Origin of the sequence: Tatumella sp. JGM91, from assembly GCF_018257575.1 — a bacterium.
Taxonomy (GTDB): Bacteria; Pseudomonadota; Gammaproteobacteria; order Enterobacterales; family Enterobacteriaceae; genus Tatumella; species Tatumella punctata.
Window position 1 is genome coordinate 101,856 of record NZ_JAERJP010000009.1, and the last position, 26,596, is coordinate 128,451.

Annotated in this window: 26 protein-coding genes and 1 pseudogene; 10 read left to right on the forward strand and 17 right to left on the reverse strand. The window is 52.2% G+C overall.

The window, feature by feature from the left end; all coding sequences use genetic code 11:
* Nucleotides 1-20: 20 nt before the first annotated feature.
* Nucleotides 21-521 (forward strand): PadR family transcriptional regulator, encoded by a 501-nt coding sequence (locus JK198_RS08085; protein ID WP_212708938.1) that lies wholly within the window; start codon nt 21-23, stop codon nt 519-521.
* A gap of 68 nt (nt 522-589) precedes the next feature.
* Here the strand turns inward: JK198_RS08085 and JK198_RS08090 are convergent, their stop codons facing one another.
* Nucleotides 590-1,600 (reverse strand): MDR family oxidoreductase, encoded by a 1,011-nt coding sequence (locus tag JK198_RS08090; RefSeq protein WP_212708939.1) that lies wholly within the window; start codon nt 1,598-1,600, stop codon nt 590-592.
* A 972-nt stretch (nt 1,601-2,572) separates the two neighbouring features.
* Here JK198_RS08090 and JK198_RS08095 point away from each other — a divergent pair.
* Entirely contained in the window at nt 2,573-4,723 is a 2,151-nt protein-coding gene (locus JK198_RS08095; RefSeq protein ID WP_212708940.1) for an ornithine decarboxylase, read from the forward strand.
* Nucleotides 4,724-4,772: 49 nt separating this feature from the next.
* Here the strand turns inward: JK198_RS08095 and mltC are convergent, their stop codons facing one another.
* Genes mltC through mutY form a run of 3 tightly spaced genes read right to left on the reverse strand, consistent with a single transcriptional unit; the run spans nt 4,773 to nt 7,258 of the window.
* A complete protein-coding gene (gene mltC, locus JK198_RS08100) occupies nt 4,773-5,849 on the reverse strand; it encodes a membrane-bound lytic murein transglycosylase MltC (RefSeq protein WP_212708941.1) in 1,077 nt (358 codons plus the stop codon).
* Nucleotides 5,850-5,900: 51 nt separating this feature from the next.
* Nucleotides 5,901-6,173 carry an oxidative damage protection protein gene (locus tag JK198_RS08105; protein WP_212708942.1) on the reverse strand — a complete coding sequence of 91 codons (273 nt, stop codon included), beginning with the start codon at nt 6,171-6,173 and terminating at the stop codon, nt 5,901-5,903.
* A complete protein-coding gene (mutY, locus tag JK198_RS08110; RefSeq protein WP_212710360.1) occupies nt 6,173-7,258 on the reverse strand; it encodes an A/G-specific adenine glycosylase in 1,086 nt (361 codons plus the stop codon). Before mutY ends, JK198_RS08105 begins: the two co-directional genes overlap by 1 nt.
* Before the next feature lie 154 nt (nt 7,259-7,412).
* Here mutY and trmB point away from each other — a divergent pair, with 154 nt between their 5' ends.
* The 3 genes from trmB to JK198_RS08125 all read left to right on the forward strand — a co-directional run bounded on the left by trmB (nt 7,413) and on the right by JK198_RS08125 (nt 9,271).
* Entirely contained in the window at nt 7,413-8,132 is a 720-nt protein-coding gene (gene trmB, locus JK198_RS08115; RefSeq protein WP_212710361.1) for a tRNA (guanosine(46)-N7)-methyltransferase TrmB, read from the forward strand.
* Nucleotides 8,132-8,458 (forward strand): YggL family protein, encoded by a 327-nt coding sequence (locus JK198_RS08120; RefSeq protein WP_212708945.1) that lies wholly within the window; start codon nt 8,132-8,134, stop codon nt 8,456-8,458. The genes trmB and JK198_RS08120 overlap by 1 nt, the downstream gene beginning before the upstream one ends.
* 99 nt (nt 8,459-8,557) lie before the next feature.
* A complete protein-coding gene (locus JK198_RS08125; RefSeq protein WP_212708946.1) occupies nt 8,558-9,271 on the forward strand; it encodes a DUF2884 family protein in 714 nt (237 codons plus the stop codon).
* 52 nt (nt 9,272-9,323) lie between these two features.
* Here the strand turns inward: JK198_RS08125 and hemW are convergent, their stop codons facing one another.
* From hemW to JK198_RS08145, 4 genes are read right to left on the reverse strand one after another with little or no spacing between them, the layout of a single operon-like run.
* Entirely contained in the window at nt 9,324-10,463 is a 1,140-nt protein-coding gene (gene hemW, locus JK198_RS08130; RefSeq protein ID WP_212710362.1) for a radical SAM family heme chaperone HemW, read from the reverse strand.
* Nucleotides 10,456-11,049: an RdgB/HAM1 family non-canonical purine NTP pyrophosphatase gene (rdgB, locus tag JK198_RS08135; RefSeq protein WP_212708948.1), complete on the reverse strand. Its 594-nt coding sequence runs from the start codon at nt 11,047-11,049 to the stop codon at nt 10,456-10,458. Before rdgB ends, hemW begins: the two co-directional genes overlap by 8 nt.
* A 20-nt stretch (nt 11,050-11,069) precedes the next feature.
* On the reverse strand, nt 11,070-11,624 hold the full coding sequence (locus tag JK198_RS08140; RefSeq protein ID WP_212708949.1) for a YggT family protein: 555 nt from the start codon (nt 11,622-11,624) through the stop codon (nt 11,070-11,072).
* Nucleotides 11,625-11,636: 12 nt separating this feature from the next.
* Nucleotides 11,637-12,344, reverse strand: coding sequence for a YggS family pyridoxal phosphate-dependent enzyme (locus JK198_RS08145; protein ID WP_212710363.1), 708 nt, complete (start codon nt 12,342-12,344; stop codon nt 11,637-11,639).
* 14 nt (nt 12,345-12,358) lie between these two features.
* Here JK198_RS08145 and JK198_RS08150 point away from each other — a divergent pair, with 14 nt between their 5' ends.
* The gene (locus tag JK198_RS08150; RefSeq protein WP_212708951.1) at nt 12,359-13,393 is read left to right on the forward strand and encodes a PilT/PilU family type 4a pilus ATPase; all 1,035 of its coding nucleotides are present in this window, start codon (nt 12,359-12,361) and stop codon (nt 13,391-13,393) included.
* A gap of 22 nt (nt 13,394-13,415) precedes the next feature.
* On the opposite strand, the gene JK198_RS08155 is transcribed toward JK198_RS08150, so the two are convergent.
* The 8 genes from JK198_RS08155 to metK all read right to left on the reverse strand — a co-directional run bounded on the left by JK198_RS08155 (nt 13,416) and on the right by metK (nt 20,499).
* Complete coding sequence (locus JK198_RS08155; RefSeq protein ID WP_212708952.1) at nt 13,416-13,796, reverse strand: protease inhibitor I42 family protein; 381 nt, start codon at nt 13,794-13,796, stop codon at nt 13,416-13,418.
* A 113-nt stretch (nt 13,797-13,909) separates the two neighbouring features.
* A complete protein-coding gene (gene ruvX, locus JK198_RS08160; RefSeq protein WP_212710364.1) occupies nt 13,910-14,326 on the reverse strand; it encodes a Holliday junction resolvase RuvX in 417 nt (138 codons plus the stop codon).
* Nucleotides 14,326-14,889: a YqgE/AlgH family protein gene (locus JK198_RS08165; RefSeq protein WP_212710365.1), complete on the reverse strand. Its 564-nt coding sequence runs from the start codon at nt 14,887-14,889 to the stop codon at nt 14,326-14,328. Before JK198_RS08165 ends, ruvX begins: the two co-directional genes overlap by 1 nt.
* A gap of 72 nt (nt 14,890-14,961) precedes the next feature.
* Complete coding sequence (gene gshB, locus JK198_RS08170) at nt 14,962-15,909, reverse strand: glutathione synthase (RefSeq protein WP_212708955.1); 948 nt, start codon at nt 15,907-15,909, stop codon at nt 14,962-14,964.
* A gap of 94 nt (nt 15,910-16,003) precedes the next feature.
* The gene (gene rsmE / locus JK198_RS08175) at nt 16,004-16,735 is read right to left on the reverse strand and encodes a 16S rRNA (uracil(1498)-N(3))-methyltransferase (RefSeq protein ID WP_212708956.1); all 732 of its coding nucleotides are present in this window, start codon (nt 16,733-16,735) and stop codon (nt 16,004-16,006) included.
* Nucleotides 16,736-16,903: 168 nt separating this feature from the next.
* The gene (locus tag JK198_RS08180; protein WP_212708957.1) at nt 16,904-17,410 is read right to left on the reverse strand and encodes a SprT family zinc-dependent metalloprotease; all 507 of its coding nucleotides are present in this window, start codon (nt 17,408-17,410) and stop codon (nt 16,904-16,906) included.
* A 99-nt stretch (nt 17,411-17,509) separates the two neighbouring features.
* A complete protein-coding gene (locus JK198_RS08185) occupies nt 17,510-18,907 on the reverse strand; it encodes a sugar porter family MFS transporter (RefSeq protein ID WP_212708958.1) in 1,398 nt (465 codons plus the stop codon).
* Between the two features lie 440 nt (nt 18,908-19,347).
* The gene (gene metK / locus JK198_RS08190) at nt 19,348-20,499 is read right to left on the reverse strand and encodes a methionine adenosyltransferase (RefSeq protein ID WP_212708959.1); all 1,152 of its coding nucleotides are present in this window, start codon (nt 20,497-20,499) and stop codon (nt 19,348-19,350) included.
* Between the two features lie 815 nt (nt 20,500-21,314).
* Between metK and speA the strand changes: the two genes are divergently transcribed.
* From speA to JK198_RS08205, 3 genes and pseudogenes are all read left to right on the forward strand, one after another.
* On the forward strand, nt 21,315-23,291 hold the full coding sequence (speA, locus tag JK198_RS08195) for a biosynthetic arginine decarboxylase (RefSeq protein ID WP_212710366.1): 1,977 nt from the start codon (nt 21,315-21,317) through the stop codon (nt 23,289-23,291).
* Nucleotides 23,292-23,485: 194 nt separating this feature from the next.
* Entirely contained in the window at nt 23,486-24,406 is a 921-nt protein-coding gene (gene speB / locus JK198_RS08200; protein ID WP_212710367.1) for an agmatinase, read from the forward strand.
* Between the two features lie 58 nt (nt 24,407-24,464).
* A pseudogene (locus JK198_RS08205) lies at nt 24,465-24,878 on the forward strand (YidB family protein); the annotation flags it as partial.
* A gap of 59 nt (nt 24,879-24,937) precedes the next feature.
* On the opposite strand, the gene JK198_RS08210 reads toward JK198_RS08205, so the two are convergent.
* Nucleotides 24,938-25,099 carry a hypothetical protein gene (locus JK198_RS08210; RefSeq protein WP_212708963.1) on the reverse strand — a complete coding sequence of 54 codons (162 nt, stop codon included), beginning with the start codon at nt 25,097-25,099 and terminating at the stop codon, nt 24,938-24,940.
* A gap of 130 nt (nt 25,100-25,229) precedes the next feature.
* Between JK198_RS08210 and tkt the strand changes: the two genes are divergently transcribed.
* The coding region (gene tkt, locus JK198_RS08215; protein ID WP_212715359.1) for a transketolase at nt 25,230-26,596 on the forward strand (1,367 nt) is incomplete at its 3' end.

A 26,596-nucleotide genomic window follows, 5' to 3' on the forward strand; every position in this document is an offset into this window, starting at 1 on the left:
GGGAAAAGGATACCGTTACCATGAATATTGCTAAATCCGGTTTACTCCAGCGTCGCCGGCGTGAAAAAATTCTGGATGCTGCAGATATCCGGTTACTGATACTCAGTTTTTTACAGCAGCAACCGGCCCATGGATATGAACTGATTAAAGCCGTCGAAAATCTGGCCCGCGGAGAATATACCCCCAGCCCGGGGATTATTTATCCGGCACTGATGTTGCTGGAAGAAATGGATGCCATCGTCCCGCAACATCCCGGCGCGGGGCGTAAAAGTTACCAGCTGACAGGTTACGGGCAGCAGTTACTGACCGATGGTGCAGCACAATTAGAAGAAATCTCGGCCCGTCTGAAAATGCTGGCAATTGTCGGCAGGAACCGCAACATTCCGCAAATCGAGCGGGCAGTCCATAACCTGAAAATGGCTCTGCACACACGGCTTGCGGAACCGTCTTTATCCACGGAAACGCTGTATGCAATAATCGATGCTCTGGATGATGCTGCCAGACGAATAGAGCGCAGTTAAACAACGTGATATTCACCGGCTGTCAGTGCGGACACTGATTATCCCGCCTTTTGCGGCCAGTTATTCATTTATTCTGAACCTGACTGCCGCGTTTCCGGCCGGCAGTCGACGACCAGCCGGCCACGGACCCGGCCATAAAGTAGGTCATCGGCCCCGCCGATAGCGGCCGCCAGCGGGATGATTCGGGTCATTTTCTCGAAACTGTTATGGTCATAGACGGCCGCCAGCCGTTGCCATGCTTGTTGCCGTACCGCCAGCGGGCACATAACACTGTCGACACCCGTCAGAGTTATCCCCCGCAAAATAAAGGGGGCAACACTGGCAGGAAGGTCAAGGCCCTGGGCCATGCCACAGGCCGCGACTACACCGTTTCTGGCGGTGGCGGCCAGAACATTACTTAACGTATAGCTGCCAACCGTATCGATCGCTGCAACCCATTGCTCTTTTGCCAGAGGTTTACCCTGTGTATTCAGAGTATCCCGCATAATAATCCGCCCGGCACCGAGTGTATTGATCAGATAGTCGCTTTCTTCCGCCCGGCCGCTGCTGGCAATAACCCGGTAACCGGCCCGCGACAGCAGCCAGACGGCAATACTGCCGACGCCACCGCAGGCACCGGTGACCAGTACCTCTCCCTGTTGCGGGGTGATGCCGTGCTTTTCCAGTGCCATCACACACAGCATAGCCGTCAGCCCCGCAGTACCGATCGCCATAGCACTGACAGGATCCAGAGGAGCGGGTAGCGGCACCAGCCAGTCACCATTGACGGCGGCCTTTTCTGCCAGACCGCCCCAGTGATGTTCACCCGCTCCCCAGCCTGTCAGTATCGCTACATCGCCGGGTTGCCAGCGGGGATGCTGGCTGGAGATGACTTCACCGGTAAAATCGATACCCGGGACCATCGGAAACTGACGGACAATCGGTGCCCGGTTAACTATCGCCAGAGCATCTTTGTAATTAAGGCCGGAAAATAAAACCTTCAGCAACACCGTCTCCGGTGGTAATTGTGCTTCCTGTAACTGACTCAGGGTCGTCCGATACCCTTGCTCATCCTTATCGATCACTATTGCCTGAAACATATTTCCCCCGGATAACGGTATACGCCCTGGCAAAGAAAGCCTGGCGGATAAGCTGTGAAATACATAATGCAGCATATCAGTCCCGCTGATCGATAGAAATCAGGCCATTTACAGGAAAACGAAATCCTTTTATGAATATCTGTTCAGTGCCGGGAGCGGATGCCATTGAGGAGATACTGTTACCCTGGCAAACAGGTTGCTGATTCTATTCGGTGTGATCACTATTGCTATCGACTATACGATCAGGAATGGTGTGATTATCGGTCTCAGTTTTATAGCAGTGACTCACTGTGCAGGACGATTGTACGGGTCTGAGTCTGCGAAGAGTGAGGAGCAGACCTTCAGATATCTCCCCGTATCAAAACAACGTCCTTACCGGACGGTATAGCCCATTTTTACCGCAATATATGGTTTACAGGCACAAGGTTCAGGATACGGATACCTGCTACCAGAGGTATCATCAGGCTTTTTAGCCGGTACTGAGGAAATCAGCTGTCAGTGAATATAAAGTCAAAAAATATGTCTTTTTATTTCCTGTTGTTTATTTTACTTCTTTATTATCAATATTTTGTGTTTTTATTGTCTGGTGATGTTGAATATTGTTGCTTGCCTGGGCCGGGGAAAGGTGACATGATAATCGCCGTTTATTTTATGCCACCATCGACTGCCCCGTGAGGATATTACGGTGAACATTACTGCCTGTTCTGCTCGTAATCTTATCACCCGCACACACTGTGTTGCCGGGATAAAGGGTGCCTGCCGGAAACCTCTGTTCTTTACCATTCGGTGACGCCTGCCAGTGGCTGCCTGCTGGATATGAGTAAAAACAGAAACGGTTCTGATTTTACTGATGTCTATCACCCTGAACTGAACCCTGTTCTCAGCCCGATATCTGACATTATTCGCCGGGGATATGTCCCCATGCTGTGCCTTTGTGCACCCACTCATCCTTGACCTTTGGGGATTTGTGTTATGACTCCTATGAAAATTGCGGCCAGTGCCGCGCTGATTCCGGTAATTGTTTCCGCTCGTCCGCTGGTGGCACTGGAAGATACTGACTTTACTGATGTTGCTGCGGTAGTGCTGAGCAGCACGGATGCCAGTAAGGCACTGCTTTCGTTGCTGGAACGCAGCGGGTTTAACTTACCGGTATTTGTCGGTGGTGAATTAGCGCCGCAGATCAGCGACCGGACAGAATACAGGGAATATCAGCCCGATGAAGAAGGGCATATGGCCCTGGAGCAGGCTGCCAGCGAATACCAGCAGACTTTACTGCCGCCTTTCTTCGATACCCTGACCCGTTATGTTGAGATGAAGAACAGTACTTTTGCCTGTCCCGGCCATCAGGGCGGTGAATTTTTCCGTAAGCACCCTGCCGGGCGGCAGTTTTATGATTTTTTCGGAGAAAATATTTTCCGCTCAGATATGTGTAATGCGGATGTCCGGCTGGGGGATCTGTTAATCCATGAAGGGTCGGCCAAAGATGCCCAGAAGTTTGCCGCCAGGGTGTTTAATGCAGATAAAACCTACTTTGTACTGAACGGTACTTCCAGCGCCAATAAAGTGGTCACTAATGCGTTACTGACGCCCGGTGATTTAGTGTTATTCGATCGTAATAACCATAAATCCAACCATCACGGGGCACTGATTCAGGCCGGAGCAACTCCCGTCTATCTGGAAGCGGCGCGCAACCCGTTTGGTTTTATTGGCGGAATTGATGCCCGCTGTTTCGATGAAGATTACCTGCGTAAGCAATTGCAGCAGGTGGCACCACAGCGGGCGCAGGCGGAGAGACCTTTCCGGCTGGCGATTATTCAGCTGGGCACCTATGACGGTACTGTCTATAACGCCCGTCAGGTGGTGGATAAAATTGGTCATTTATGTGATTACATCCTGTTTGATTCTGCCTGGCTGGGCTATGAACAGTTTATTCCGATGATGGCCGACGTTTCGCCTTTACTGCTGGAACTGAATGAAAATGATCCGGGGATCTTTGTCACCCAGTCGGTACATAAACAGCTGGCAGGGTTTTCACAGACATCACAGATCCATAAAAAGGATAACCATATCCGTGGTCAGCGACGCTTCTGTCCTCATAAGCGGTTAAATAATGCGTTTATGCTGCATGCGTCGACCAGCCCGTTTTATCCGCTGTTCGCGGCACTGGATGTCAACGCCAGAATGCATCAGGGTCAGGCCGGGCGCCGGCTATGGCAGGAATGTGTCAGGCTGGGGATTGAGGCACGTAAAGAGATCCTGTCACGCTGCCGGATGATCAAACCTTTTCTGCCGGAAAAGGTCGACGGCCAGCGCTGGGAAACGATTGCCACTGAAACACTGGCTGCTGATCGTCGCTATTTCAGTTTTGAACCTGAGGCCAGCTGGCATGGTTTTGCCGGTTATGCTGAAGGGCAGTATCTGGTCGATCCTTGTAAATTGCTGCTGACGACACCGGGCATTAATGCTGCCAGCGGGGAATACAGTGATTTCGGTATTCCGGCCACTATCCTGGCCCATTATCTGCGGGAAAACGGCATTGTGCCGGAAAAATGTGACCTGAACTCGATACTGTTTCTGCTGACTCCGGCAGAAAGTGCCGGGAAAATGGCTCACCTGACAGAGATGCTGGTGCAGTTTGAGCAACATGTTCAGCAGGATGCCTTACTGGAAGATGTCCTGCCGACGGTTTATCGTAAATATCAGCAGCGTTATCAGGGATATACTCTGCGGCAATTATGCCAGGAAATGCATGATCTCTGTGTCAGCTGGCAGGTTAAAGATTTACAGAAAGCGATGTTCCGTCAGCAAAGCCTGCCGGTTGTCAGAATGAATGCACAGCATGCCCATCATCGGTATTTGCGTGGTGAAGCGGAACTGGTCGCACTGGCCGACGCTGAAGGCAGGATTGCCGCAGAAGGGGCATTACCTTACCCGCCAGGGGTACTCTGTGTTGTCCCCGGAGAGCAGTGGGGCGGGGCGGTGCAACGCTATTTCCTGGCACTGGAGGCCGGGATAAACCTGTTACCGGGATTCTCACCTGAATTACAGGGGGTATATATGCGTGAGGATGCAGACAATATTCAGCGTCTGTATGGCTGGGTGCTGTTGGCTGAAAATAGCTGAAAACAGCCTGAGACTGCCGGTGGCGGCGAATCTGCCACCGGCAACCCGCTTAATAACGGTAGTAACCGCGCTGGGCGTTATTCACTTTATACAGATAGCGGCGTGACTCCATCGCCGGGTGATTAGTGACCAGAGTCTGGTAAACCTGATCCGGCGACATTCCATTGATAATCGTGAAAGCACGATCTTTACTGGCCGAAAAGATCCGTAACACACTGCCTGCACCGCCATTATAAGCGGTGATTACGGCGTAACGCCGTGATACCGGGTTATTAATCCCTGACAGATAAGTATTTTGCAGTAACGATAAATAGGCAGTCCCGGCATCAATATTATTTGCCGGGTCCAGCAGATACCCCCGGCTCGGCTTGCCCCATTTACCTTTCATACGGAACACATCGACCCCGGCGGTATGCTGCACTACCTGCATCAGCCCCAGGGCATCAGAGTTACTGACGGCATAAGGGTTAAAACTGGACTCGATCTGCATAATCGCCAGAATCAGTGATGAATCGACACCGTATTGTTCAGAAGCCTTACGCACCAGCGGCAGATATTTATGCGCCCGCTTGTTCAGGTGGTTAGGCACCATCGGGATGGTGACAGACCAGATAACATGCAGTCCGGACATCCGGCGCTGTAGTTTATTCTTCAGCAAATAGTCAGCAAAACTGGCGGCCCTGCCTTCCCAGCGGATAGAGCGACCGGTGTTATCCAGCACTTCGCCATATAACAGAGGTTGCTGGCTGAGCTTAATATCGTTGGCGTCCGAGTAAAGATCGACATTTCCCGGATTCTCGCCCACCAGTAACGTGGTGATAATTGCCTGCCGCAGGCTGGCCATCGGATCGGTACCGGCAATGGTCTCGATAGTAATGTTACCGCTTTCAAAGTTGATATGACTGCGGGTATAGTAATTATCGCTATATTTTACATAGTCCTTGGGCCCGGCAATCAGTACCTCATTGATCCCCCAGATATTCTCAATATTGTGGGCAAACTGCCCCATCAGAATGTCAAAACCATTGGTGTCTTTGACCCAGTCCTCATTAAAAGCCGGAGGCTTATGGCCGGAGCAGGACACCAGTAACGGAGCAATCAACAGTAGCGGGTACAGTTTTTTCATTTTTTCTGTTTAGCTGATTGTGGGTCGGGGAGGTTTCGCCGGAAACCGCTGTCAGGGGGCCGGAGGCGTATAGCCTTCAATATGTACATCTTTGCCTTCGAACAGGAAGCTGACCATTTCCTGTTCCAGCACTTTACGATCTTCCGGATTCATCATGCTGAGTTTTTTCTCATTAATCAGCATCGTCTGTTTGGTCATCCACTCCTGCCAGGCGGGTTTGGAGATTTGCTGGAAAATACGTTTGCCCAGCTCGCCGGGATATAACTGAAAATCCTGCCCTTCAGCTTCGCGTTGCAGATAAGTACAAAAAATTGTGCGGCTCATTATTCTTCCTCGTTTGGCTTACGCGAGTGTAAAACCAGTTGTTGCGGGTGTTTCAGTTCGTTTAGCAGACGCTCAACCGGGGCGGCCAGTCCGACCTCGGGAGCACGGGTTAAGTTATACCAGAGACTGTTGCTTTCATCCATCAGAGAGCCGAAGCGGGGCTGGTTAAGATAGCAGGGCACAATATCCAGATGAAAGTGGCTGAAGGTATGACGAAATGCGGTCATCTGCTGTACGGTGCCTGAAATCCGCTGTTCAGCAAGCCAGTGCTGTAACCCTTCTTCATTATCAAACTGCGGGAAACAGTACAATCCGCCCCAGATCCCCACCGGAGGCCGTTGCTGTAACAGCACATTTTCACCCTTTTGCAGCAATAAAAACCAGGCTGTTTTTACCGGCAGTGTCTTTTTCGGTTTTTTCCCGGGATATTTTTCCCACGAATGATGGGCATGGGCGATACAACCGGACTGTAACGGACACAGCTCACACTTAGGCCGTGAACGGGTACATACCATGGCACCGAGATCCATCATTGCCTGATTAAACTGGCTTACCCCGCAGGCCGGAGTCACCTGTTCACTTAGCTGCCACAGACGTTTCTCCACCTCACTTTTACCGGGCCAGCCGTCTACGGCATAACAGCGCGCCAGTACCCGTTTTACATTGCCATCAAGAATGGGATAATGCTGGCCCAGCGACAAGGACAGGATCGCCCCGGCTGTTGAGCGGCCAACGCCAGGTAAGTCTGCGACATCGTCGAAGTTGTGTGGGAAAATTCCGTGGTGTTTATCGACCACCTGACAGGCCGCTTTATGTAAGTTTCGGGCGCGCGCATAGTATCCCAGCCCTGTCCACAGATGCAGGACTTCATCCAGCGGGGCCGCCGCCAGATCGCTGACCGTCGGGAAACGGGCCATAAAACGCTCAAAATAAGGGATCACCGTGGCAACCTGGGTCTGTTGTAACATGACCTCGGATAACCAGACGTTATAAGGCGTTTTTTGCTGTTGCCAGGGCAGGGTCTTGCGGCCGAATTTCTGGTACCAGTCGAGTGTATATTGCGCAAATTGCGATGATTGCATCATGATCGCGATTAATTTCCACCAAAAGCTAACAAAGGGCAGGAATTCCAGCACAGACCTGCCACACTGTAAACATGAACATTGCAAAGGCTTGCTTCCGGCAGCGAAGTTTGCATAATTCCCGTCTTTGTTAAAATATCAACCTACAGGCATTACTATGATCAATGATGTCATCACGCCGGAATTTGATGAGAACGGTCGCCCGTTACGTCGGATTCGCAGCTTTGTCCGTCGCCAGGGGCGACTGACCAACGGCCAGCAGCATGCGCTGGACCACTACTGGCCGGAGATGGGGGTTGAGTTTACACCACAACCGGTCAGTTTTTCCGAACTGTTTGGCCGTGAAGCCCCGGTGGTTTTAGAAATCGGTTTTGGGATGGGGGCATCGCTGGTCAGTATGGCGCAGCAAAACCCTCATCAGAACTTTTTCGGTATTGAGGTTCATGCACCCGGCGTCGGTGCCTGCCTGGCATCGGCCCATGAGGCCGGCATCAGTAACCTGCGCGTAATGTGCCACGATGCGATGGAAGTTCTGGAAACCATGATTCCGGATAATTCACTGCGGATGGTGCAACTGTTTTTCCCGGACCCGTGGCATAAAGCCCGTCATAATAAACGTCGTATTGTTCAGGTACCCTTTGCTGAGCTGGTATTACGCAAGCTGAAACTGGGCGGTGTATTCCATATGGCGACAGACTGGGAGAACTATGCAGAGCATATGCTGGAAGTGATGCAGAACATTCCCGGCTATCGTAACCAGTCAGCGGCAGGCAATTATGTGCCACGCCCGGAAAGCCGTCCGTTAACTAAGTTTGAACAACGCGGCCAGCGTCTTGGTCACGGAGTTTGGGATTTGATGTTTGAGAGGATTAAATAATGGCAGTACAACGTAGTCGTCGTTTACGCAAAAAAATGCATCTGGCGGAATTCCAGGAACTGGGTTTTTCTGTCAGCTGGACCTTTGCTGCAGGAACTTCAGAGCAGGAACTGGATTCCACGCTTGATGCTTTCGTTAATGAAGTGATCGAACCAAACGGTCTGGCCTATGACGGTAGCGGTTATCTGCAGTGGGAAGGGCTGGTTTGTCTGCAGGAAACCGGTAAATGTACCGAACAGCACCGCGAAACCGTGCGTCAGTGGCTGGAAGCGCGTGGCTTGTCTGATGTAAAAGTGACGGAACTGTTTGACGTCTGGTGGGACTAAGTTGTAGCGGTTAACCGACCGTCTTTAATCAGTCAGTCATCAGTCAGTCAATAGCGCCCGACAGCAAACGATGCTTTGCCGGGACAGAAAGGAGTATACATGTTACGTAAAGCGATCGCTGTCGGGCTGTTACTGGCCGCAGCCCAGGCCAGGGCAGATTATCAATGTCCGGTTACACCGCAGGATGATATTGCCATCACCGGGCAACAGGTCGAAATCACCGGCAGCAATGGACAGATGATAATTACCCCGCGCGGAGAGATCACTTTTAACGGTCAGCCGGTCCGGACTGATAACGCACTGCGTCAGCAGGCGATCTCTTATCAGAACGCATTGCGTAATGACCTGCCGTGGATTGACTCGGGTGCCCGTCAGCGGCTGGAAAACAGCAGAGCTGCGCTGGATAAAGTGATCGTCGAAAAACTGGGGGCTGACAGCCATGTGCGTACGCGGCTGGCGACGCTGGATACTCAGCTGAAAGAGCAGATGAATCGTATTATTGAACAGCGCAGCGACGGGGTAATGTTCCACCATCAGGCCATCGACCAGGTGAGGTCAGAAGGCCAGAAGCTGGTACAGAGTGCGCTGGGCGGAATTCTGCAGGACAGCCTGAATGAACTGGGGAGCGCTAAAACGTCCGGAGATAACCCGCTGCAGGCGCTGATGGGTAACCTCGGCGGGCTTCAGCAGTCGATCCGCAGTGAAGCCGATAAGCAGGAAAAAGATTTCCAGGCCTTCGGTAAACAGGTGTGTGGCAAAGTGGTGGCGCTGGAAAAACAACGCACATCCCTCTGGCAGCAAGTCAGCCACTGATATCCCGCGGTCTGTAAGCAGTATCAGGTTCGCCTGATACTGCTGTTTATTACTATTCCGGGCCGAGAAATAACTCCAGCAGGCTGTTAAGAAACAGCCGGCCTTTCTCTGTCACCTGCCAGTGTCCGGCGGACTCCTGCAAATATCCGGCGGCAATCGCTTTATCCAGTGCCGGACGAATCTGCTGCACGGGCAGTCCTGTAAAACGACTAAATTCCTCCTGCGGGCAGGGTTCAGCTAACCGGAAACGGTTCATAAAGTATTCGAACGGTTTTTCCTGGTCTGCGACCGTATAGCGTTTATCCAGATACTCTCCGCGCATAAAACCACGGGGATGACGGGTTTTAACTGTACGGATAATCTGACCATCCGGCTGAGTCAGTTTTCCGTGAGCACCACAGCCAATGCCCAGATAATCACCAAACCGCCAGTAGTTCAGATTGTGCTGACATTGCATACCGGGGCGTGCATAGGCAGACGTTTCATATTGCTGGTACCCGGCGGCTGTCAGTAACTGATGTCCCTGCTCGAAAATATCCCACAGATCATCATCATCCGGCAAAACCGGAGGCCGGGAGGCAAACAGTGTGTTCGGTTCAATTGTCAGCTGATACCAGGACAAATGGGGCGGCGAGAGCTCAATTGCCTGACGCAGGTCATCCAGCGCTTCTTCCAGGGACTGGTCAGGTAAGCCATGCATCAGGTCGAGATTAAAACTGCGCAGCCCCAGACCGGCAGCCAGCTTTGCCGCACGTCGGGCTTCGTCCGGACCGTGAATCCGTCCCAGGCGCTGCAGTTTACTGCTGCTGAAACTCTGAACCCCGATAGAAATACGGTTAACACCGGCCTGCTGATAACCACTGAAACGATCCGCTTCCACCGTGCCCGGGTTAGCTTCCATGGTAATTTCTGCAGTGGCAGACACCGGCAAACGCTGGCGAACTCCGTCGAGTAATGCCTGCATCGCTTCACTGCTTAACAGGCTCGGGGTCCCGCCGCCGATAAAGATCGTGGAGACTTCCCTGCCGGACGTCAGCGCAATATCCGTATCCAGATCGGCCAGCAGATGATCCACATATTCCATATGCGGGACATCGCCTTTCAGGGCATGTGAATTAAAATCACAGTAGGGACATTTCTGTACACACCAGGGAATATGAATATACAGACTCAGTGGCGGCAGATTACCCATTACCCAGTGCATCCAGTAACATTTTAAGGGCCTGTCCGCGGTGAGAGATCGCCAGCTTTTCTGCTTTGGTCATCTCTGCCGCAGTTTTCCGGAGCGCCGGCAGATAAAACACCGGGTCATAACCAAATCCGCCTTCACCATGACTTTCACGGGCGATCATTCCCGGCCAGCAGCCATGGAATACCAGCGGGGTCGGGTCATCCCAGTGACGCAGATAGACCAGTACACAATGAAATGCGGCCTGGCGTTTATCGTCCGGGACATCCTGCATCGCATCAAGCAGTTTTTCCAGGTTCTGCTGATCACTGGCATCGCTGCCGGCATAGCGGGCAGACCAGATACCCGGTGCGCCGCCCAGCGCATCGGTCGCCAGCCCGGAGTCATCAGCAATTGCCGGCAGCCCGGTGAGCCGCGAAGCGTGGCGGGCTTTTAACAGAGCATTTTCGATAAAGGTCAGGCCGGTCTCTTCTGCAGACTCCACGCCGAGGTCGGTCTGGGCGACGATCTCCATCCCGAACTCTGCCAGCGGGGCGGCCAGTTCACGCACTTTTCCGGGGTTACCGGTCGCCAGTACAACTTTTTGCATAATCAATTCAATCCTCAGAATTACAGCAGATACCAGAGTCCCGGAAACAGATCCATTCCGAGAAAATTCAGTCCGTAGAGGATCAACACCACGACCATAGCGGAAAAATCGATCCCGCCCATCGCCGGCAGAATACGGCGCACAGGGGACATCAGAGGTTCCGTCAGCTGCACCAGTACATAATCAATCGGGCTGCGGCCCTGGCTGACCCAGCTCATCAGAGAACGGATCAGGATCACCCAGAAAATCAGGTTACCGGCAGCTTTCAGCAGAGATAGCACGCCAATCAGTACATTATCCAGCCCGATAGCGAAGCTGCCTGACTGAACCAGCATCAGCAGCGGGAATTTAATAATAGTCAGTACCAGAGCCAGTAATAAGGAGGCGGTATCGACAGGGCCGATAGCGGGGATCACCCGGCGCAGAGGGCGGATCACTGGCTGAGTCAGTTTAACGATAAACTGTGCCAGCGGATTATAAAAATCACAGCGTGCCCACTGCATCCAGATGCGCAGCAGCAGTACCATGACGTAAAGATCGATAACCGTTTTGACCAGAAAAGTCAGAGTGTACATGAGTGTCCTCAGTTATTGGGGTGAAGATGGCGGGTACTGGCGGGCACCAAAAATGGCGGAGCCGATACGTACCATCGTACTGCCGGCTTCAATGGCAGCATCCATATCATCGCTCATACCCAGCGATAGTGTATCAATACCCGCGTGTTCGCTCTGTAAGACAGCGAAGGCTTCGGCCATACGCAGGCAAACTGCCAGCCGGGACTGATAATCGTCCGAAGGCGCAGGGATGGCCATCAGACCGCGTAATTTCAGACGGGGTAATGCCACAATCTGGCGGGCAAGCTGAGGAATTTCGGCAACGCTGATCCCCGATTTGCTCGCTTCGTCACTGATATTCACCTGGATAAGAACATTCAGCGGGTCAGACTGTGGCGGACGCTGATCATTCAGTCGCTGTGCCAGTTTCTGACGATCCAGGGTATGGCACCAGTCAAAATGTCCGGCAACCAGACGGCTTTTATTAGATTGCAGCGGCCCGATAAAGTGCCATTCCAGACCGTCTAAATCTGTTGTCAGGGCAATTTTATCGACCCCCTCCTGTACATAGTTTTCACCAAAGCAACGCTGCCCCGCCAGCCAGGCCTCACGGATAGCGCTCACAGGTTTGGTTTTACTGACTGCCAGCAGAGTGATCTGCTGTGGATCTCTGCCGCAACCTTCGGCAGCCGCGGTAATACGCTCACGGACTTGCTGTAAATTATGCTGAATGGAAGTCATAACCGGACTATTTTATGGAGTTAGATGAAATTATTGAGCGTAGTGTAAAACATAATGCCTCTGATCTGCACCTCTGCTGTGGACATTTACCCTGGTGGCGTTGTCAGGGGCGTCTGGTATCGCCTCCGGACCTGCCGGTAATCAGTGAAAAACAACTCGCAATATTTTGTCAGCGCTGGCTGAACAGTAGTCAGCAGCAACTGCTGCACAGAGAAGGGCACTGTGATGCCGGGCTGACGTTAGCCAGTGGCCTGCGGCTGCGTGTCTGTGTTTTTCGCCAGCAGAGCGGACTGTCTCTGGCATTACGTCTGTTACGACCGCAAATCCCGTCAATGGAAAGCCTCGGATTACCGCCAGTCAGTTACCGGCTTATCGAAAAACAGGCCGGACTGATTTTAGTGTGCGGGGCGACCGGTTGCGGGAAATCGACCTCCATGGCGGCAATGATTGCAGAAATTAACCGCCGCCGCGGGCTGCATATCATTACCCTCGAAGATCCGGTTGAGTATCTGCATCACAGCACCGGATGCCTGATCCAGCAGCGGCAAGCCGGCGCTGATTTCTCATCATTTCATCAGGGGTTAATCGCCGCCTTAAGGCAGGATCCGGATATTATTATGATCGGTGAATTACGCGACCACCAGACCATCCGCCATGCTCTGATGGCGGCAGAAACCGGCCATCTGGTGTTGTCCACCTTACATACCGTGACAGCAGCGCAGGCACCAGAACGCCTGACAGACAGCTTTCCGGCGGCTGAAAAGAACCAGGTCAGGGCGCAACTTGCCGGGTGTTTATCTGCGGTGATTGCCCAGCGGCTGACAGAAAGCGACACCCGGCCCGGACAGTTACGGGCAGTTTTCGAAGTTTTAATCAACACACCGGCGGTGGCCAGTGTTATCCGTGAAGGGCGAATGCATCAGTTGCCGGGGATCATACAGACCGGTGCGGAAGCCGGTATGCAGAGTTTTCCGCCACCGCAGGGCAGGGGCTTCTCTGATACCGGTGGACTACTCAGCGGGGACAGACAGGCGATAACAGGGGATTGATTAGCTATCGCCGGTCACCGGCTTATCCGTTATGGGAAGGTTTAATCACCACCCGGATACTTTTTTCCTGCCAGCCGGATTTATCAAAAGTTCTGCCATAGATCATCTTCAGTGTTGAAGTGCCGGCTTTGCGGCCAATCAGATAAAATGTCTGCTGACCGGAGCAGCCGGTCATACCGGGCTTGCATTCTGCTGACTGCTGATAATCACCGGGGATCAGCAGCAACCCGGCAGGAAGCTGGCTGACCATCCACTGGTAACCGGTAGTCGGATTAGCATCCAGCGATAAGGTGATCTCTTTTCCGGCAACGCCATCCAGCTGTGCCGGAATCCCGGCGGCTCCGGCTGAAGCGGCAATACAGCTTAATGTGCCACCGATCAGACAGTTAAACAGGTTTTTCATGGGTAAAACTCCATTTTTATGCTGCACAAAAACAATATTGTAGCACTAAATACTGAATGTTTTTCTGAATATAAAATAAACCCATAAGGACAGCCGCGATCGGTGACAGGTCTTTAATGATTATCCAGCCAGCTTTCAACAATAATCACTGCAGAGCCGGAATCGACGTTACCTTTCGTCAGTGCGCGGTAGCCTCCTGCTTCAAACAATCCGGCACGGGCTTCCACGGTACTTAATCTTTCGTCCTGTAATTCGACGGCAACGCCGAAACGGCCATGGATACGGTTGGCAAACTTACGGGCCCGGGCGGTCAGTGGTTGTTCGGTGCCGTCCATATTCAGGGGCAGTCCGACCACGACCAGGTCTGGCTGCCACTCTTTCAGCAGTTTTTCCAGCAGGTTCCAGTCAGGCACACCGTCGCGGGCTTTTATGGCCGCCAGAGGCCTGGCGGTACCGGTAAGTTGCTGGCCAACGGCCACCCCGATACTTTTGGTACCGAAGTCAAATCCGAGTAAGGTTTTACCTGACATCAGGCATGCCCCGCATCACTGGTCATCTGAACAATATCCACCCCGATAGGTCTGGCTGCATTACGCCAGCGATCGGCCACCGGTGTCCGGAACAGTAACTGTTCACTGGCAGGCACGGTCAGCCAGGCATTTTCCAGAATTTCATCTTCCAGCTGTTGCTTTTCCCAGCTGCAATAGCCGAGTGCCACTATAATATTTTCGGGTTGCTGATCACTGCCCAAAGACTCAAGTACGTCTTTTGAGGTTGTCAGCACCGTATCTTCGGAAATAGTAATACTGGAGGCAAAACTGTGCTGTGGTGAGTGCAGAATAAAACCACGATCATCGGCCACCGGTCCGCCGTTATACACCGGGTGCTCCAGAGTACCGGCAGCAGCGGGGTGTTCGGGAGTAATATCTAATTTTTCCAGAACGCCCTCAATGGTAAGGTTTTCCATCGGCTTATTGACGATTAATCCCATGGCACCTTCATCATTATGTTCGCAAATATAGATGACAGAACGTTTAAATACCGGGTCCTGTAATGAAGGCATGGCGATCAGAAAATGGTGCTGTAAATTCATACTCACTCTGTCGGTTTATTTTTAAGGTCTATCCGGCAGCCGCAGGCTGCCGGTCAAAGGGATCTCCGCAGTTTAGCGGTCAAGACGCTTTTCGATAGCATCCATCAGCATCCCGGTCACAGAAATCGGGAAAGCTGCTTCTATTTCACGGACACAGGTCGGGCTGGTCACATTAATTTCTGTCAGCCGGTCGCCGATAATGTCCAGTCCGACAAAAATTAATCCTTTTTGTTTCAGTACCGGTGCAACTTTGCGGGCTATTTCCCAGTCGCTTTCACTTAACGGCCGGGCTTCACCACGGCCACCGGCGGCCAGATTACCGCGGGTTTCTCCTGATTTAGGGATCCGCGCCAGGCAGTAGGGTACCGGCTCGCCGTCCACCACCAGAACACGCTTATCACCTTCTTTAATTGCCGGCAGGTAGTTCTGGGCCATACAGTATGTGGTGCTGTTGTGTGTCAGGGATTCACAGATCACCGAAAAGTTAGGGTCATCCTGTTTCACCCGGAAAATAGAGGTGCCACCCATACCGTCCAGGGGTTTCATAATAATATCGCCGTGTTCTTTCCAGAACTCCTGCAATTTTTGCTGGCTGCGGGTGACGAGTGTGTCGGGGGTCAGTCCGGCAAACCAGGCGGTAAACAGTTTTTCATTACAGTCACGCAGGCTTTGCGGTTTATTAACCACCAGCGTACCTTGCTCTTCTGCACGTTCCAGAATATAGGTGGCATAGATAAATTCTGTATCGAAAGGCGGATCTTTACGCATCAGGATCACATCCAGATCGGCCAGCGGTATTTCCTGCTCACTGTCAAACCGGTACCAGTCCTGAGCATTCTGCTCAACGCTTAATACACGGCTGCGTGCGCTGGCAACGCCGCCCCGTAAGTGCAGATCATTCATCTCCATATAATGGATTTCATAACCCCGGCGCTGTGCTTCCAGCAGCATTGCAAAACTGGTGTCTTTCTTAATATTGATGTCCGCAATCGGGTCCATCACTATGCCAAGCTTAATCATTCGTCTCTCCTCGGAAGGCAGTAATGACTACCTTATCATTAACGGATTTTACCGGTTCAGGATATCAGGGGCTTTACCGCAGGTGCCGGGCTGTTTAGCCTAAATCGCCAAATCTGACCTGTAAGGCGGTAAGCACAGTCAGTGCTGCAGTTTCGGTACGCAGTACCCGCGGACCGAGCAGAATATCAGTAAAGCCCTGTTCTGAACCCATGGCAATTTCTTCTGCGGTCAGTCCGCCTTCCGGGCCTATCAGCATCCGGATACGGCTGACAGGCAGCGGCAGTGTATTTATGCTCTGGCTGGCCCGCGGATGCAGATTAAGTTTCAGCCCCGGTTCCGGCTCTGTACACCAGTCATGCAGGGACATCACCGGACGTATTTCCGGTACGATATTTCTGCCCGATTGCTCACAGGCAGCAATGGCGATTTTTTGCCATTGCAGACGTTTTTTTTCCAGACGCTCAGTGTCCAGTTTGACGCCACAGCGTTCAGAAAGCAGCGGGGTAATCAGGTTCACACCCAGTTCGATAGATTTCTGGATAGTAAACTCCATTTTTTCTCCGCGTGACATCACCTGTCCGAGGTGTAAAAACAGCGGCGATTCACGGTCATCTGTGACACCTTCGGTCACCTGTACCGTGACACTCTTTTTGTCAGCATGGACAATCGTGGCACTGAAAACCTGATTACTGCCATCAAAGATCTCCAGGGCCTGGCCGCTGGTCATTCTCAGCACACGACCCACATGATTGGCCGCCTCTTCGCTTAAGCGAAATTCACTATTATTTGCTACGGTTTCAGGGTGATAAATGCGGGGTACGCGCATGAAAAATCTGCCAGTTATGGGCTGACGTCTCGCCGTCAGCCATTAAAAATAAATGAATAATCAGTGTCTCTGGCTGTGATGATAACGTCAACTGCCGGATAGACTTTTTTACCGCAGCGCAGACCGCTATTATGCCATATCTGTAGCACGGAACGTGAAACCGCAGGCTTACTGCGGATATTCGCCCCTGAGCAGTTCACCGCCACACCCGGTACAGCGATAACGGGTTTCACCGCGCAGCACACGGTTATGCCGGCGGACTGTCAGCAGATGCTGACGGCACTGGCAGTGGTAAGCAAAGGTCTTTTGCAGCGAGTCGGTACTGAAACGGTGCGTCCGGCGGGCACTGACCCCCAGCACGGTTTCCATCATCCATTTCCATTCTTTACCGTGAGGCGCTACTTTTCCGAACTGTTTCCAGACCAGCAGATGAGCCAGCTCATGGGGTACCACTTCATCAATAAACGGTTGTTTATTTTCCAGCAGCAATACCGGGTTAAGGCGTATTTCCCACTGCTGTAACCAGGCGCTGCCGGCGGTAGTTCCCCGTTGCTGGTAGAGAATTGTCGGTTCGGCAAAAGTCTGTTTCAGGTGGCTGCCGGCACGCTGTAAATGCAGTCGCAGCGAATGCATAACGGCCTGCTGCAGGGCAATAGGGAGGCGGGGTGTTTTCATAGGTGCAGCATAAAGGCCGCGACAGAAGATTACAATTATTCCGCGGACGGATAAAAAAACAGGCGACGTTACCGTCGCCTGCCATAACTGATCGAAAAATCAGTTTCTCTCACCAATATTACGTAATTTTTTACCCTGCATCAGGTTACGTTCAATATGTTCCAGAGACACGTTTTTGGTTTCCGGAATCAGCACCAGCGTCAGGATAATAAACAACACATTCAGCGCAGCATAGAGTCCGAAGGTAGCCGCGTTCCCCAGGGTACCAAGCAGTGTCAGGAAGGTAGCACCGACAATCATATTGGCAATCCAGTTAGTGGCAGTCGAGACGGTGATCCCGAAATCGCGGCCTTTCAGCGGCTGAATTTCCGAACACAATACCCAAATCAGCGGACCGGCACTCATTGCAAAACCGATAATAAACATTAACAGCATCGCAATAGCAAAGTACTGCGCACCCTCTGTGTGTATTCCGGCATGCAGCATTGCGCCGAGAGTCCCCATACCGACGGCCATAACAATAAAGCCAAGGATCAGCGTGGGTTTACGTCCCCAGCGGTCAACCAGACCGATAGCGATAAAGGTTGCCAGCACGTTAATACCACCGACAATAACAGTCCCCCACATTTGCTGACTGGTATTAGTAAAGCCGGCAATTTCAAAAATCTTCGGCGCGTAATACATAATCACGTTCATCCCGGTAAACTGCTGCATAACCTGCAACAGAACACCCAGGTAAACCGCACGGCGGAAGTTGGGGTTAGAGGTGAAGAGTGCCCAGCCGGTCTGTTTAACTTTCAGGCTTTCACGAATTTCGTCCAGTTCGCGTTTCGCCTGCTCGCTGGTATCACGCAGACGATCAAGCACCCGCTGTGCATCTTTAAAATTACCTTTCGCCGCCAGCCAGCGCGGGCTGTTTGGCAGGAAGAAAACGCCCACCAGTAACAGCAGTGCAGGGATAGTGATAACGCCGAGCATCCAGCGCCATGAGCCGCTGTAGCTGAAAGCCGTATCCGACAGATAAGCCCCGACAATACCGATGGTGATCATCAGCTGGTACAGAGAAATCATACTGCCACGGATTTTTTCCGGGGCAATTTCGGACAGATACAGCGGGGCGGTATAAGATGCAATACCCACCGCCAGACCCAGTAATACCCTGGCCGCGATAAGGACTTCCGGATCAGTTGCCAGCGCTGAACAGAGTGAACCGGCAACAAACAAAATGGCACCCGCCATCAGGCTTTTTTTCCGGCCCAGCTGAGACGACATCCAGCCGCTGCCAATGGCACCGATAGCGGCACCAAACATCATTGAACTGACAATCCATTCCTGCTGGTGGGCAGTCACATTAAAATCTTTTGCGATGAAAGGCAGGGCCCCGGCAATCACACCGATATCCAGACCAAACAGTAAACCCGCAAGTGCAGCAAGAAAGCAGACAAACAACGTCATCATTTTGTTTGAGGTTCTGCTTTTGTGAGTGTTGCCAGGCATTTTAGCCTCCGCTGTTAACTATCATTCTTGTTGTAATGTTAAGAAATTCCTTCGGAATTATCAGTGAGCCAGATCACAATGATGTAATCGGTTACATATGATAACCCCCTGAAAGAGATATTTAATTCGAGAATTATCGTTTCAGGGCCTGACAGGAAAGAATATTTTCCTGACAGTCAGAATAAAGATTATAGCTCCGCATTGATAGCGCAAAGCAACCCATTTTTAACGATTGAATTGATTTGTTATACCCTGAAAAGTCTGAGAATTCTTTACTCATTGCTATGTAATCGTTACCACAGGTTCTGGTTCACATTTTTTGTGAAATTTTATTAAGAAAATGCATGGATAAAAGATCAGCAACCGGCAAGGGTATCATTTTACGAAAGGCAACGGGGGCAGAGGAAAACAGGGCAGAAGACTCTGCCCTGAAAAGAGTATTACAGACCGGCAGCGTCGCGTAAGGCGGCAGCTTTGTCGGTTTTTTCCCACGGGAAGTGCTCACGGCCAAAGTGACCATAGGCAGCAGTTTCACGGTAGATTGGGTGTAACAGGTCCAGCATCTGAATCAGACCATATGGACGCAGGTCGAAGAACTCACGTACCAGCAGGGTCAGAGTTTCGGTTGGTACTTTTCCGGTACCAAAGGTTTCGACCATGATTGATGTTGGTTCAGCCACACCGATGGCATAAGACACCTGGATTTCACAGCGATCCGCCAGGCCAGCCGCAACGATATTTTTCGCGACATAGCGCGCAGCGTAGGCTGCAGAACGGTCAACTTTTGACGGGTCTTTACCAGAGAATGCACCGCCACCGTGACGAGCCATACCGCCGTAGGTATCGACGATAATTTTACGGCCGGTTAAGCCACAGTCGCCCATTGGTCCGCCGATTACAAAACGGCCGGTCGGGTTAATAAAGTATTTGGTCGAACTGTTCAGCCATTCTTCCGGCAGTACAGGTTTGATGATCGTTTCCATCACCGCTTCCTGCAGTTCTTTCTGGCCAATCTCTTCCGCATGCTGAGTTGACAGCACCACAGCATCGATACCGACGATTTTACCGTCGTCATACTGGAAGGTGACCTGGCTTTTTGCATCAGGGCGCAACCATGGCAGAGAGCCGTCTTTACGGACTTCAGCCTGACGCTGTACCAGACGGTGTGCATAAGTCACCGGGGCTGGCATCAGAACATCGGTTTCGTTGGTTGCATAACCAAACATCAGTCCCTGATCTCCGGCACCCTGCTCCAGAGGATCTTTACGGTCCACACCCTGATTAATATCCGGCGATTGTTTACCGATAGCGCTGAGTACTGCGCAGGAATTCGCGTCGAAGCCCATATCGGAGTGGATATAGCCGATATCACGTACGGTCTGACGGGTAATGTCTTCAATGTCTACCCATGCGCTGGTGGTGACTTCACCGCCAACCAGAACCATGCCGGTTTTTACGTAGGTTTCACAGGCGACGCGTGCTTTCGGATCCTGTTCGAGGATGGCGTCCAGGACTGCATCAGAGATCTGATCAGCAATTTTATCGGGATGCCCTTCTGATACGGACTCAGATGTAAATAGGTGTTTAGCCATTTGTTCCTTACCTTACTCTCTGGTTTCAATTCAATCGGCCTGGCGAACATCAGTCATGCTCACTTTCGCTTCTTCAGACAACGCCGTGAGCGGTACAAGGTGTGCTTTACGGCACAGACTGGAAAGACACTGCCTGGTTATTAATCATTTAGATGGACAACCATCCGGACGTCCATTTTAGGGCAGTCACCGGCCTGAATTCCAGCCTTTTTTATGATTAAGGGATTGCTAAATGTAAATTAGTGGAACACTGTACTGGTTTCAGCCAGTAATTCTTTGCTTTTTCAGGCAATGGGCGTTATAAACAGCCGCTGCTGCCATACAGGACAGCAGGTTGCGGGGCGCGCAGCAGATGCGTGGTCCTGAGGTCAGGCCATGGCGGTCTGATTTCCATTCTCTGAACGTTTTCCGTATGCCGGTGGCATAAGCGGAGGTGATGAAACTGATGAACCAGGCTTGCTTATTTTCCGGGGGTTCTTTGCCCTGTGGCGATGCACCCGGCTGCCTCTCTGTGATTCCTGTTGTCTCCTTATATGCTGTCCTGCAAACTTTTCCCCGACGACGTTACCCCGGCTGCGGTAATTTTTCCGACACCTGTGCGGGTTAAATTATCGGCTACCGGTCCGGTATGACTTCGCCGTACCAGCTGCGGGTTGTACCCTCAGACTGTTCCGTCCCCGGTTTTACCCTGAAGCTGCCCCGGTTACCGGTGTACTATGCTATACCTGGTGAATGAAGCAGGCTTTCGGTCAGGAGAAATTTCTCCATGAGAGAAAACAGCTGTTTCACATTTCAATCTACGATAGAGGTTCGCGATGTCTGACGACATGAAGACTATTACGGGTTCGTCAGCAGGCGAACATGGGGTTCTGCGTTCTATGCAGGAAGTGGCAATCAATGACCAGCAAGCCAGCCGGATGTTGAAAACCTATAACATCGCCTGGTGGGGGAACAACTATTATGACGTCAATGAACTGGGTCATATCAGTGTCTGCCCCGATCCGGATAAACCAGACGTCCGGGTTGACCTGGCAAAACTGGTAAAAGAGCGCGAAGCTCAGGGACAGCGCCTGCCGGCACTGTTTTGCTTTCCGCAAATCCTGCAGCACCGTCTGCGTTCCATCAACGCCGCGTTTAAACGGGCGCGTGAGTCTTTTGGCTATCGCGGAGATTACTTCCTGGTTTATCCGATCAAGGTTAACCAGCATAAACGCGTCATTGAATCACTGATTAACTCCGGCGAACCGCTGGGACTGGAAGCAGGTTCAAAAGCTGAACTGATGGCAGTACTGGCCCATGCCGGACAAACTCGCTCGGTTATTGTCTGTAACGGCTATAAAGACCGTGAGTACATTCGTCTGGCGCTGATTGGCGAAAAGCTGGGACATAAAGTCTACCTGGTGATCGAGAAAATGACCGAGGTACGGCTGGTGCTGGAAGAAGCCGAACGTCTGAACGTCACCCCGCGGCTCGGTATCCGCGCGCGGCTTGCTTCTCAGGGCTCAGGTAAGTGGCAGTCAAGCGGGGGGGAAAAATCGAAATTTGGTCTGTCAGCCACCCAGGTACTGCAACTGGTTGAGATCATGCGTAATACCGGCCGTCTGGACAGTCTGCAGTTGCTGCATTTCCACCTCGGTTCACAGATGGCGAACATCCGTGATATTTCTACCGGAGTGCGCGAGTCAGCACGTTTTTATGTAGAGCTGGCAAAACTAGGTGTCAATATCAAATGCTTTGATGTCGGCGGCGGTCTGGGTGTTGACTATGAAGGTACCCGCTCCCAGTCTGACTGCTCGGTAAACTATGGCCTGAATGAGTACGCCAATAATGTTATCTGGGCGATTGGCGGGGCCTGTGACGAACACGGTCTGGAACATCCGACGGTGATCACCGAATCCGGACGGGCGGTCACGGCGCACCACACGGTGCTGGTATCGAATATTATCGGGGTAGAGCGTAACGAATTCACCACCCCGCAGGCACCGGCAGAAGATGCACCACGGCCGATTCTCAGTCTCTGGGACACCTGGCAGGAAATGCATGAGCCGGATGTCCGTCGTTCGCTGCGTGAATGGCTGCATGACAGCCAGATGGATCTGTCGGATATCCATACGGGGTATTCTGCGGGCACCTATGATCTGACGCAGCGTGCCTGGGCGGAACAGCTGTATCTCAGCATCTGTCATTATACCCGTCAGCACCTTGACCCGAGTAACCGCGCGCACCGGCCGATTATTGACGAACTGCAGGAGCGGATGGCGGATAAAATCTATGTCAACTTCTCACTGTTCCAGTCCATGCCGGATGCCTGGGGGATCGACCAGTTATTCCCGGTATTGCCTCTGGAAGGGCTGAATAAATCGCCGGAGCGTCGTGCTGTGCTGCTGGATATTACCTGTGACTCTGACGGTACGATTGACCACTATGTGGACGGTGATGGGATTGCCACCACAATGCCGATGCCGGAATACGATGTGGAAAATCCGCCGATGCTGGGCTTCTTTATGGTCGGTGCATACCAGGAAATTCTGGGCAATATGCATAATCTGTTTGGTGATACAGAAGCGGTAAATGTGTATGCCTATGATGATGGTTCGGTGGATGTGGAACTGTCGGATGAGGGCGACACGGTGGCCGACATGCTGGAATATGTGCAGCTTGATCCGCGCGAACTGCTTGAATTATTCCATAAACAGGTCAGTGCCAGCGTGATTGAGGAACAACTGCGGGATCAGTTCCTGTCTGAATTTGAAAGTGGTTTATACGGTTATACCTATCTGGAAGATGAGTGATAACCGCCGGCTGCCGCGACAAAGCATAATGCGCACCAATAATGTTTGCAGTTGCTGCAGCGGGGTACCATAATCTGTTATCCCCCTTGTGCGTCGGGTTTAACGACACACAAGGGTTTTTTTTCGCCATCATCAAGCCGGGTAACAGAATTTCTGCTGCCTGAACCGGTAAACGGGAATATAGAGGAAGAGATATGTACCACACCCTGGGTAATGAATATGACAACTCGCTGGTGTCTAATGCCTTTGGTTTTATGCGGTTTCCGCTTAACTTCCAGCCGTATAACAGTGATGCTGACTGGGTGATCACCGGTGTACCTTTTGATGCGGCCACCTCTGGCCGTCCCGGCAGCCGTTTAGGCCCGGGGGCAATCCGGCAGATATCGACTAACCTCGCATGGGAAGGCTGTCGCTGGCCATGGGATTTCGATTTACGTCAGCGCCTGAATGTCATTGATTGTGGTGACCTGGTGTATGCATTCGGTGACTCTCAGGATATGTCCAGTAAACTGCAGGCTCATGCGGAAAAACTGCTGGCCAGCGGCAAGCGTATGCTGACTTTTGGCGGTGACCACTATATTTCACTGCCCCTGTTACGCGCCCACGCTAAACACTTCGGTAAAATGGCACTGGTGCACTTTGATGCGCATACGGATACTTACTCCAACGGGCCGACCTTTGACCATGGCACCATGTTCTGGCATGCGCCAAATGAAGGGCTGATCGATCCGCAACACTCGGTTCAGATCGGTATCCGTACCGAGTATGACAAACAGCTGGGCTTTAATGTGCTGGATGCGGCGCGGGTCAATGACCAGCCGGTCGATGCGATTGTGGCCGAAATTAAAAAAACGGTCGGTGACCTGCCGGTTTATCTGACCTTTGATATCGACTGTCTTGACCCGGCACATGCCCCGGGCACAGGCACCCCGGTCACCGGCGGCCTGACCTCCGACAAAGCCGGTAAACTGGTACGTGCTCTGCAAGGGCTGAACATCGTCGGTATGGATCTGGTGGAAGTCGCGCCGGGTTATGATCATGCGGATATCACCTCTCTGGCAGCGGCAACCCTGGCACTGGATATGTTACATGTTCAGGCTGCCAGCAAAGCCTGATGTCTTGTATTCGTCTGTATAACAGCGTTAACTTACCGGCTACAGAAAAACGGGGGAGAATAGCATGGGATTACTGGATGAGCTGGTCGGCTCACTGACCGGCGGGCAGCAAAATAATTTGTCTCAGTTGCAGGCAGTCTGGAACTGGGTTCAGGAACAGGGCGGTGTTGAAGTACTGATCAGTAAATTTCAGCAGGGCGGTCTGGGAGAAATTCTCGCCTCCTGGCTGAGTAAAGGTTCAAACCAGCAGCTCACCAGTGGTGACATTCAGTCGGCTTTCAGTAGTCAGGACCTGCAGTCACTGGCTGATAAGCTGGGGACAGATATCAGTGGTGCGTCAGGGACTTTGTCGGAACTGTTACCTCACCTGATTGATCAGATCTCTCCGCAGGGTGAAGTGCACCCTGAAGCTACTGGCAGCAATAGCCAGCTGGATCTGGGCTCACTGGTCGACAGTCTTTTTAAACGTTAATTATTGTCGGCTAAAAAACCGGTTTTCTGTAAAGAGGCCGGTTTTTTTTGTCTGCCGTATCACTGCCGGTGGCGGGAGGTATTCAGCGTCACAGGGATGATACGCAGACATACCCGCGGGCAGCGGATAGCGGCAGAGAATACCGGTACTGAAAACTCAGGCACCGGCAGTGGATATGCCGCCAGTCTTACGCCTGTCGCACAATTCGCATCCCGTGGCATATACTTTTGCCCTGTTTTTCATGTACATTGAAGGACTAACGTTTTTCTGCCTTGCCCGATAATTGTTAAATTTCAATGAAATAGATAATATTATCCAGGGGAAGGTTACTTGCCGATCCGGAGTTAATATATGCCCTCACATAAAGAACTCGCGAATGCGATCCGTGCCCTCAGTATGGACGCTGTGCAAAAAGCCAAATCCGGTCACCCGGGTGCCCCGATGGGCATGGCTGATATCGCCGAAGTATTGTGGCGTGATTTCCTGAACCATAACCCGCAGAACCCGTCATGGGCTGACCGTGACCGCTTTGTGCTGTCTAACGGCCATGGCTCAATGCTGATTTACAGCCTGCTGCACCTCACGGGTTATGACCTGCCGATCACCGAACTGGAAAACTTCCGTCAGCTGCACTCCCGTACCCCGGGCCACCCGGAATACGGCTATACCCCGGGCGTGGAAACCACCACCGGTCCGCTCGGCCAGGGCATTGCCAACGCGGTCGGTTTTGCGATTGCTGAACGCACTCTGGCGGCCCAGTTTAACCGTCCGGGTCACGAGATTGTTGACCACCACACCTACGTCTTTATGGGTGACGGTTGTATGATGGAAGGGATTTCTCACGAAGTCTGTTCGCTGGCCGGTACCCTGAAACTCGGCAAACTGGTGGCGTTTTATGATGACAACGGCATCTCGATTGACGGCGACATCGATGGCTGGTTTACGGATGATACCGGCATGCGCTTTGAGGCCTATGGCTGGCATGTGATCCGCGGCATCGACGGTCACGACAGCGAAGCGGTACGCCAGGCTATCGAAGAAGCCCGTCGCGTCACGGATAAACCGTCGCTGCTGATGTGTAAAACCGTGATTGGTTTCGGTTCGCCGAATAAAGCCGGTTCTCATGATGCTCACGGTGCACCGCTGGGTGATGAAGAGATCGCGCTGACCCGCAAACAGCTGGGCTGGAACTACCCGCCGTTCGAAATCCCGGCCGATATCTATGCCGCCTGGGATGCCAAAGCCGCCGGTCAGAAAAAAGAACAGGACTGGGACAGCAAATTTGCCGCCTACCGTCAGGCATTCCCTGAGCTGGCGAAAGAGTTTATCCGCCGTACCTCAGAACAGCTGCCGGAAAACTGGCAGGCAGAATCACAGAAGTATATCGAACAGCTGCAGGCTAACCCGGCGAATATTGCCAGCCGTAAAGCGTCGCAGAATGCTATCGAAACCTTTGGTAAGTTGCTGCCGGAATACCTGGGCGGTTCAGCTGACCTGGCACCAAGTAACCTGACCATGTGGTCCGGCTCAACACCGATCAACGAAGATGCGGCCGGTAACTACATCCATTACGGTGTCCGTGAATTCGGTATGACGGCTATCGCCAATGGCCTGGCACTGCACGGGGGGTTCCTGCCGTACACTGCAACTTTCCTGATGTTTGTCGAATATGCGCGTAATGCCGCACGTATGGCCGCACTGATGAAAATCCGTCAGAT

Coding starts and splice junctions, on each gene's coding strand:
- speB (WP_212710367.1), top strand. CDS start 23,486: ATGTACCACACCCTGGGTAATGAATATGACAACTCGCTGGTGTCTAAT.
- JK198_RS08180 (WP_212708957.1), bottom strand. CDS start 17,410: ATGAAAACACCCCGCCTCCCTATTGCCCTGCAGCAGGCCGTTATGCAT.
- speA (WP_212710366.1), top strand. CDS start 21,315: ATGTCTGACGACATGAAGACTATTACGGGTTCGTCAGCAGGCGAACAT.
- JK198_RS08145 (WP_212710363.1), bottom strand. CDS start 12,344: ATGACTTCCATTCAGCATAATTTACAGCAAGTCCGTGAGCGTATTACC.
- JK198_RS08120 (WP_212708945.1), top strand. CDS start 8,132: ATGGCAGTACAACGTAGTCGTCGTTTACGCAAAAAAATGCATCTGGCG.
- mltC (WP_212708941.1), bottom strand. CDS start 5,849: ATGAAAAAACTGTACCCGCTACTGTTGATTGCTCCGTTACTGGTGTCC.
- gshB (WP_212708955.1), bottom strand. CDS start 15,909: ATGATTAAGCTTGGCATAGTGATGGACCCGATTGCGGACATCAATATT.
- metK (WP_212708959.1), bottom strand. CDS start 20,499: ATGGCTAAACACCTATTTACATCTGAGTCCGTATCAGAAGGGCATCCC.
- mutY (WP_212710360.1), bottom strand. CDS start 7,258: ATGATGCAATCATCGCAATTTGCGCAATATACACTCGACTGGTACCAG.
- rsmE (WP_212708956.1), bottom strand. CDS start 16,735: ATGCGCGTACCCCGCATTTATCACCCTGAAACCGTAGCAAATAATAGT.
- rdgB (WP_212708948.1), bottom strand. CDS start 11,049: ATGCAAAAAGTTGTACTGGCGACCGGTAACCCCGGAAAAGTGCGTGAA.
- JK198_RS08210 (WP_212708963.1), bottom strand. CDS start 25,099: ATGCCACGGGATGCGAATTGTGCGACAGGCGTAAGACTGGCGGCATAT.
- JK198_RS08165 (WP_212710365.1), bottom strand. CDS start 14,889: ATGAATTTACAGCACCATTTTCTGATCGCCATGCCTTCATTACAGGAC.
- JK198_RS08140 (WP_212708949.1), bottom strand. CDS start 11,624: ATGTACACTCTGACTTTTCTGGTCAAAACGGTTATCGATCTTTACGTC.
- JK198_RS08185 (WP_212708958.1), bottom strand. CDS start 18,907: ATGCCTGGCAACACTCACAAAAGCAGAACCTCAAACAAAATGATGACG.
- JK198_RS08085 (WP_212708938.1), top strand. CDS start 21: ATGAATATTGCTAAATCCGGTTTACTCCAGCGTCGCCGGCGTGAAAAA.
- JK198_RS08105 (WP_212708942.1), bottom strand. CDS start 6,173: ATGAGCCGCACAATTTTTTGTACTTATCTGCAACGCGAAGCTGAAGGG.
- JK198_RS08125 (WP_212708946.1), top strand. CDS start 8,558: ATGTTACGTAAAGCGATCGCTGTCGGGCTGTTACTGGCCGCAGCCCAG.
- ruvX (WP_212710364.1), bottom strand. CDS start 14,326: ATGTCAGGTAAAACCTTACTCGGATTTGACTTCGGTACCAAAAGTATC.
- JK198_RS08095 (WP_212708940.1), top strand. CDS start 2,573: ATGACTCCTATGAAAATTGCGGCCAGTGCCGCGCTGATTCCGGTAATT.
- JK198_RS08155 (WP_212708952.1), bottom strand. CDS start 13,796: ATGAAAAACCTGTTTAACTGTCTGATCGGTGGCACATTAAGCTGTATT.
- JK198_RS08090 (WP_212708939.1), bottom strand. CDS start 1,600: ATGTTTCAGGCAATAGTGATCGATAAGGATGAGCAAGGGTATCGGACG.
- JK198_RS08150 (WP_212708951.1), top strand. CDS start 12,359: ATGGAGTTAGATGAAATTATTGAGCGTAGTGTAAAACATAATGCCTCT.
- trmB (WP_212710361.1), top strand. CDS start 7,413: ATGATCAATGATGTCATCACGCCGGAATTTGATGAGAACGGTCGCCCG.
- hemW (WP_212710362.1), bottom strand. CDS start 10,463: ATGGGTAATCTGCCGCCACTGAGTCTGTATATTCATATTCCCTGGTGT.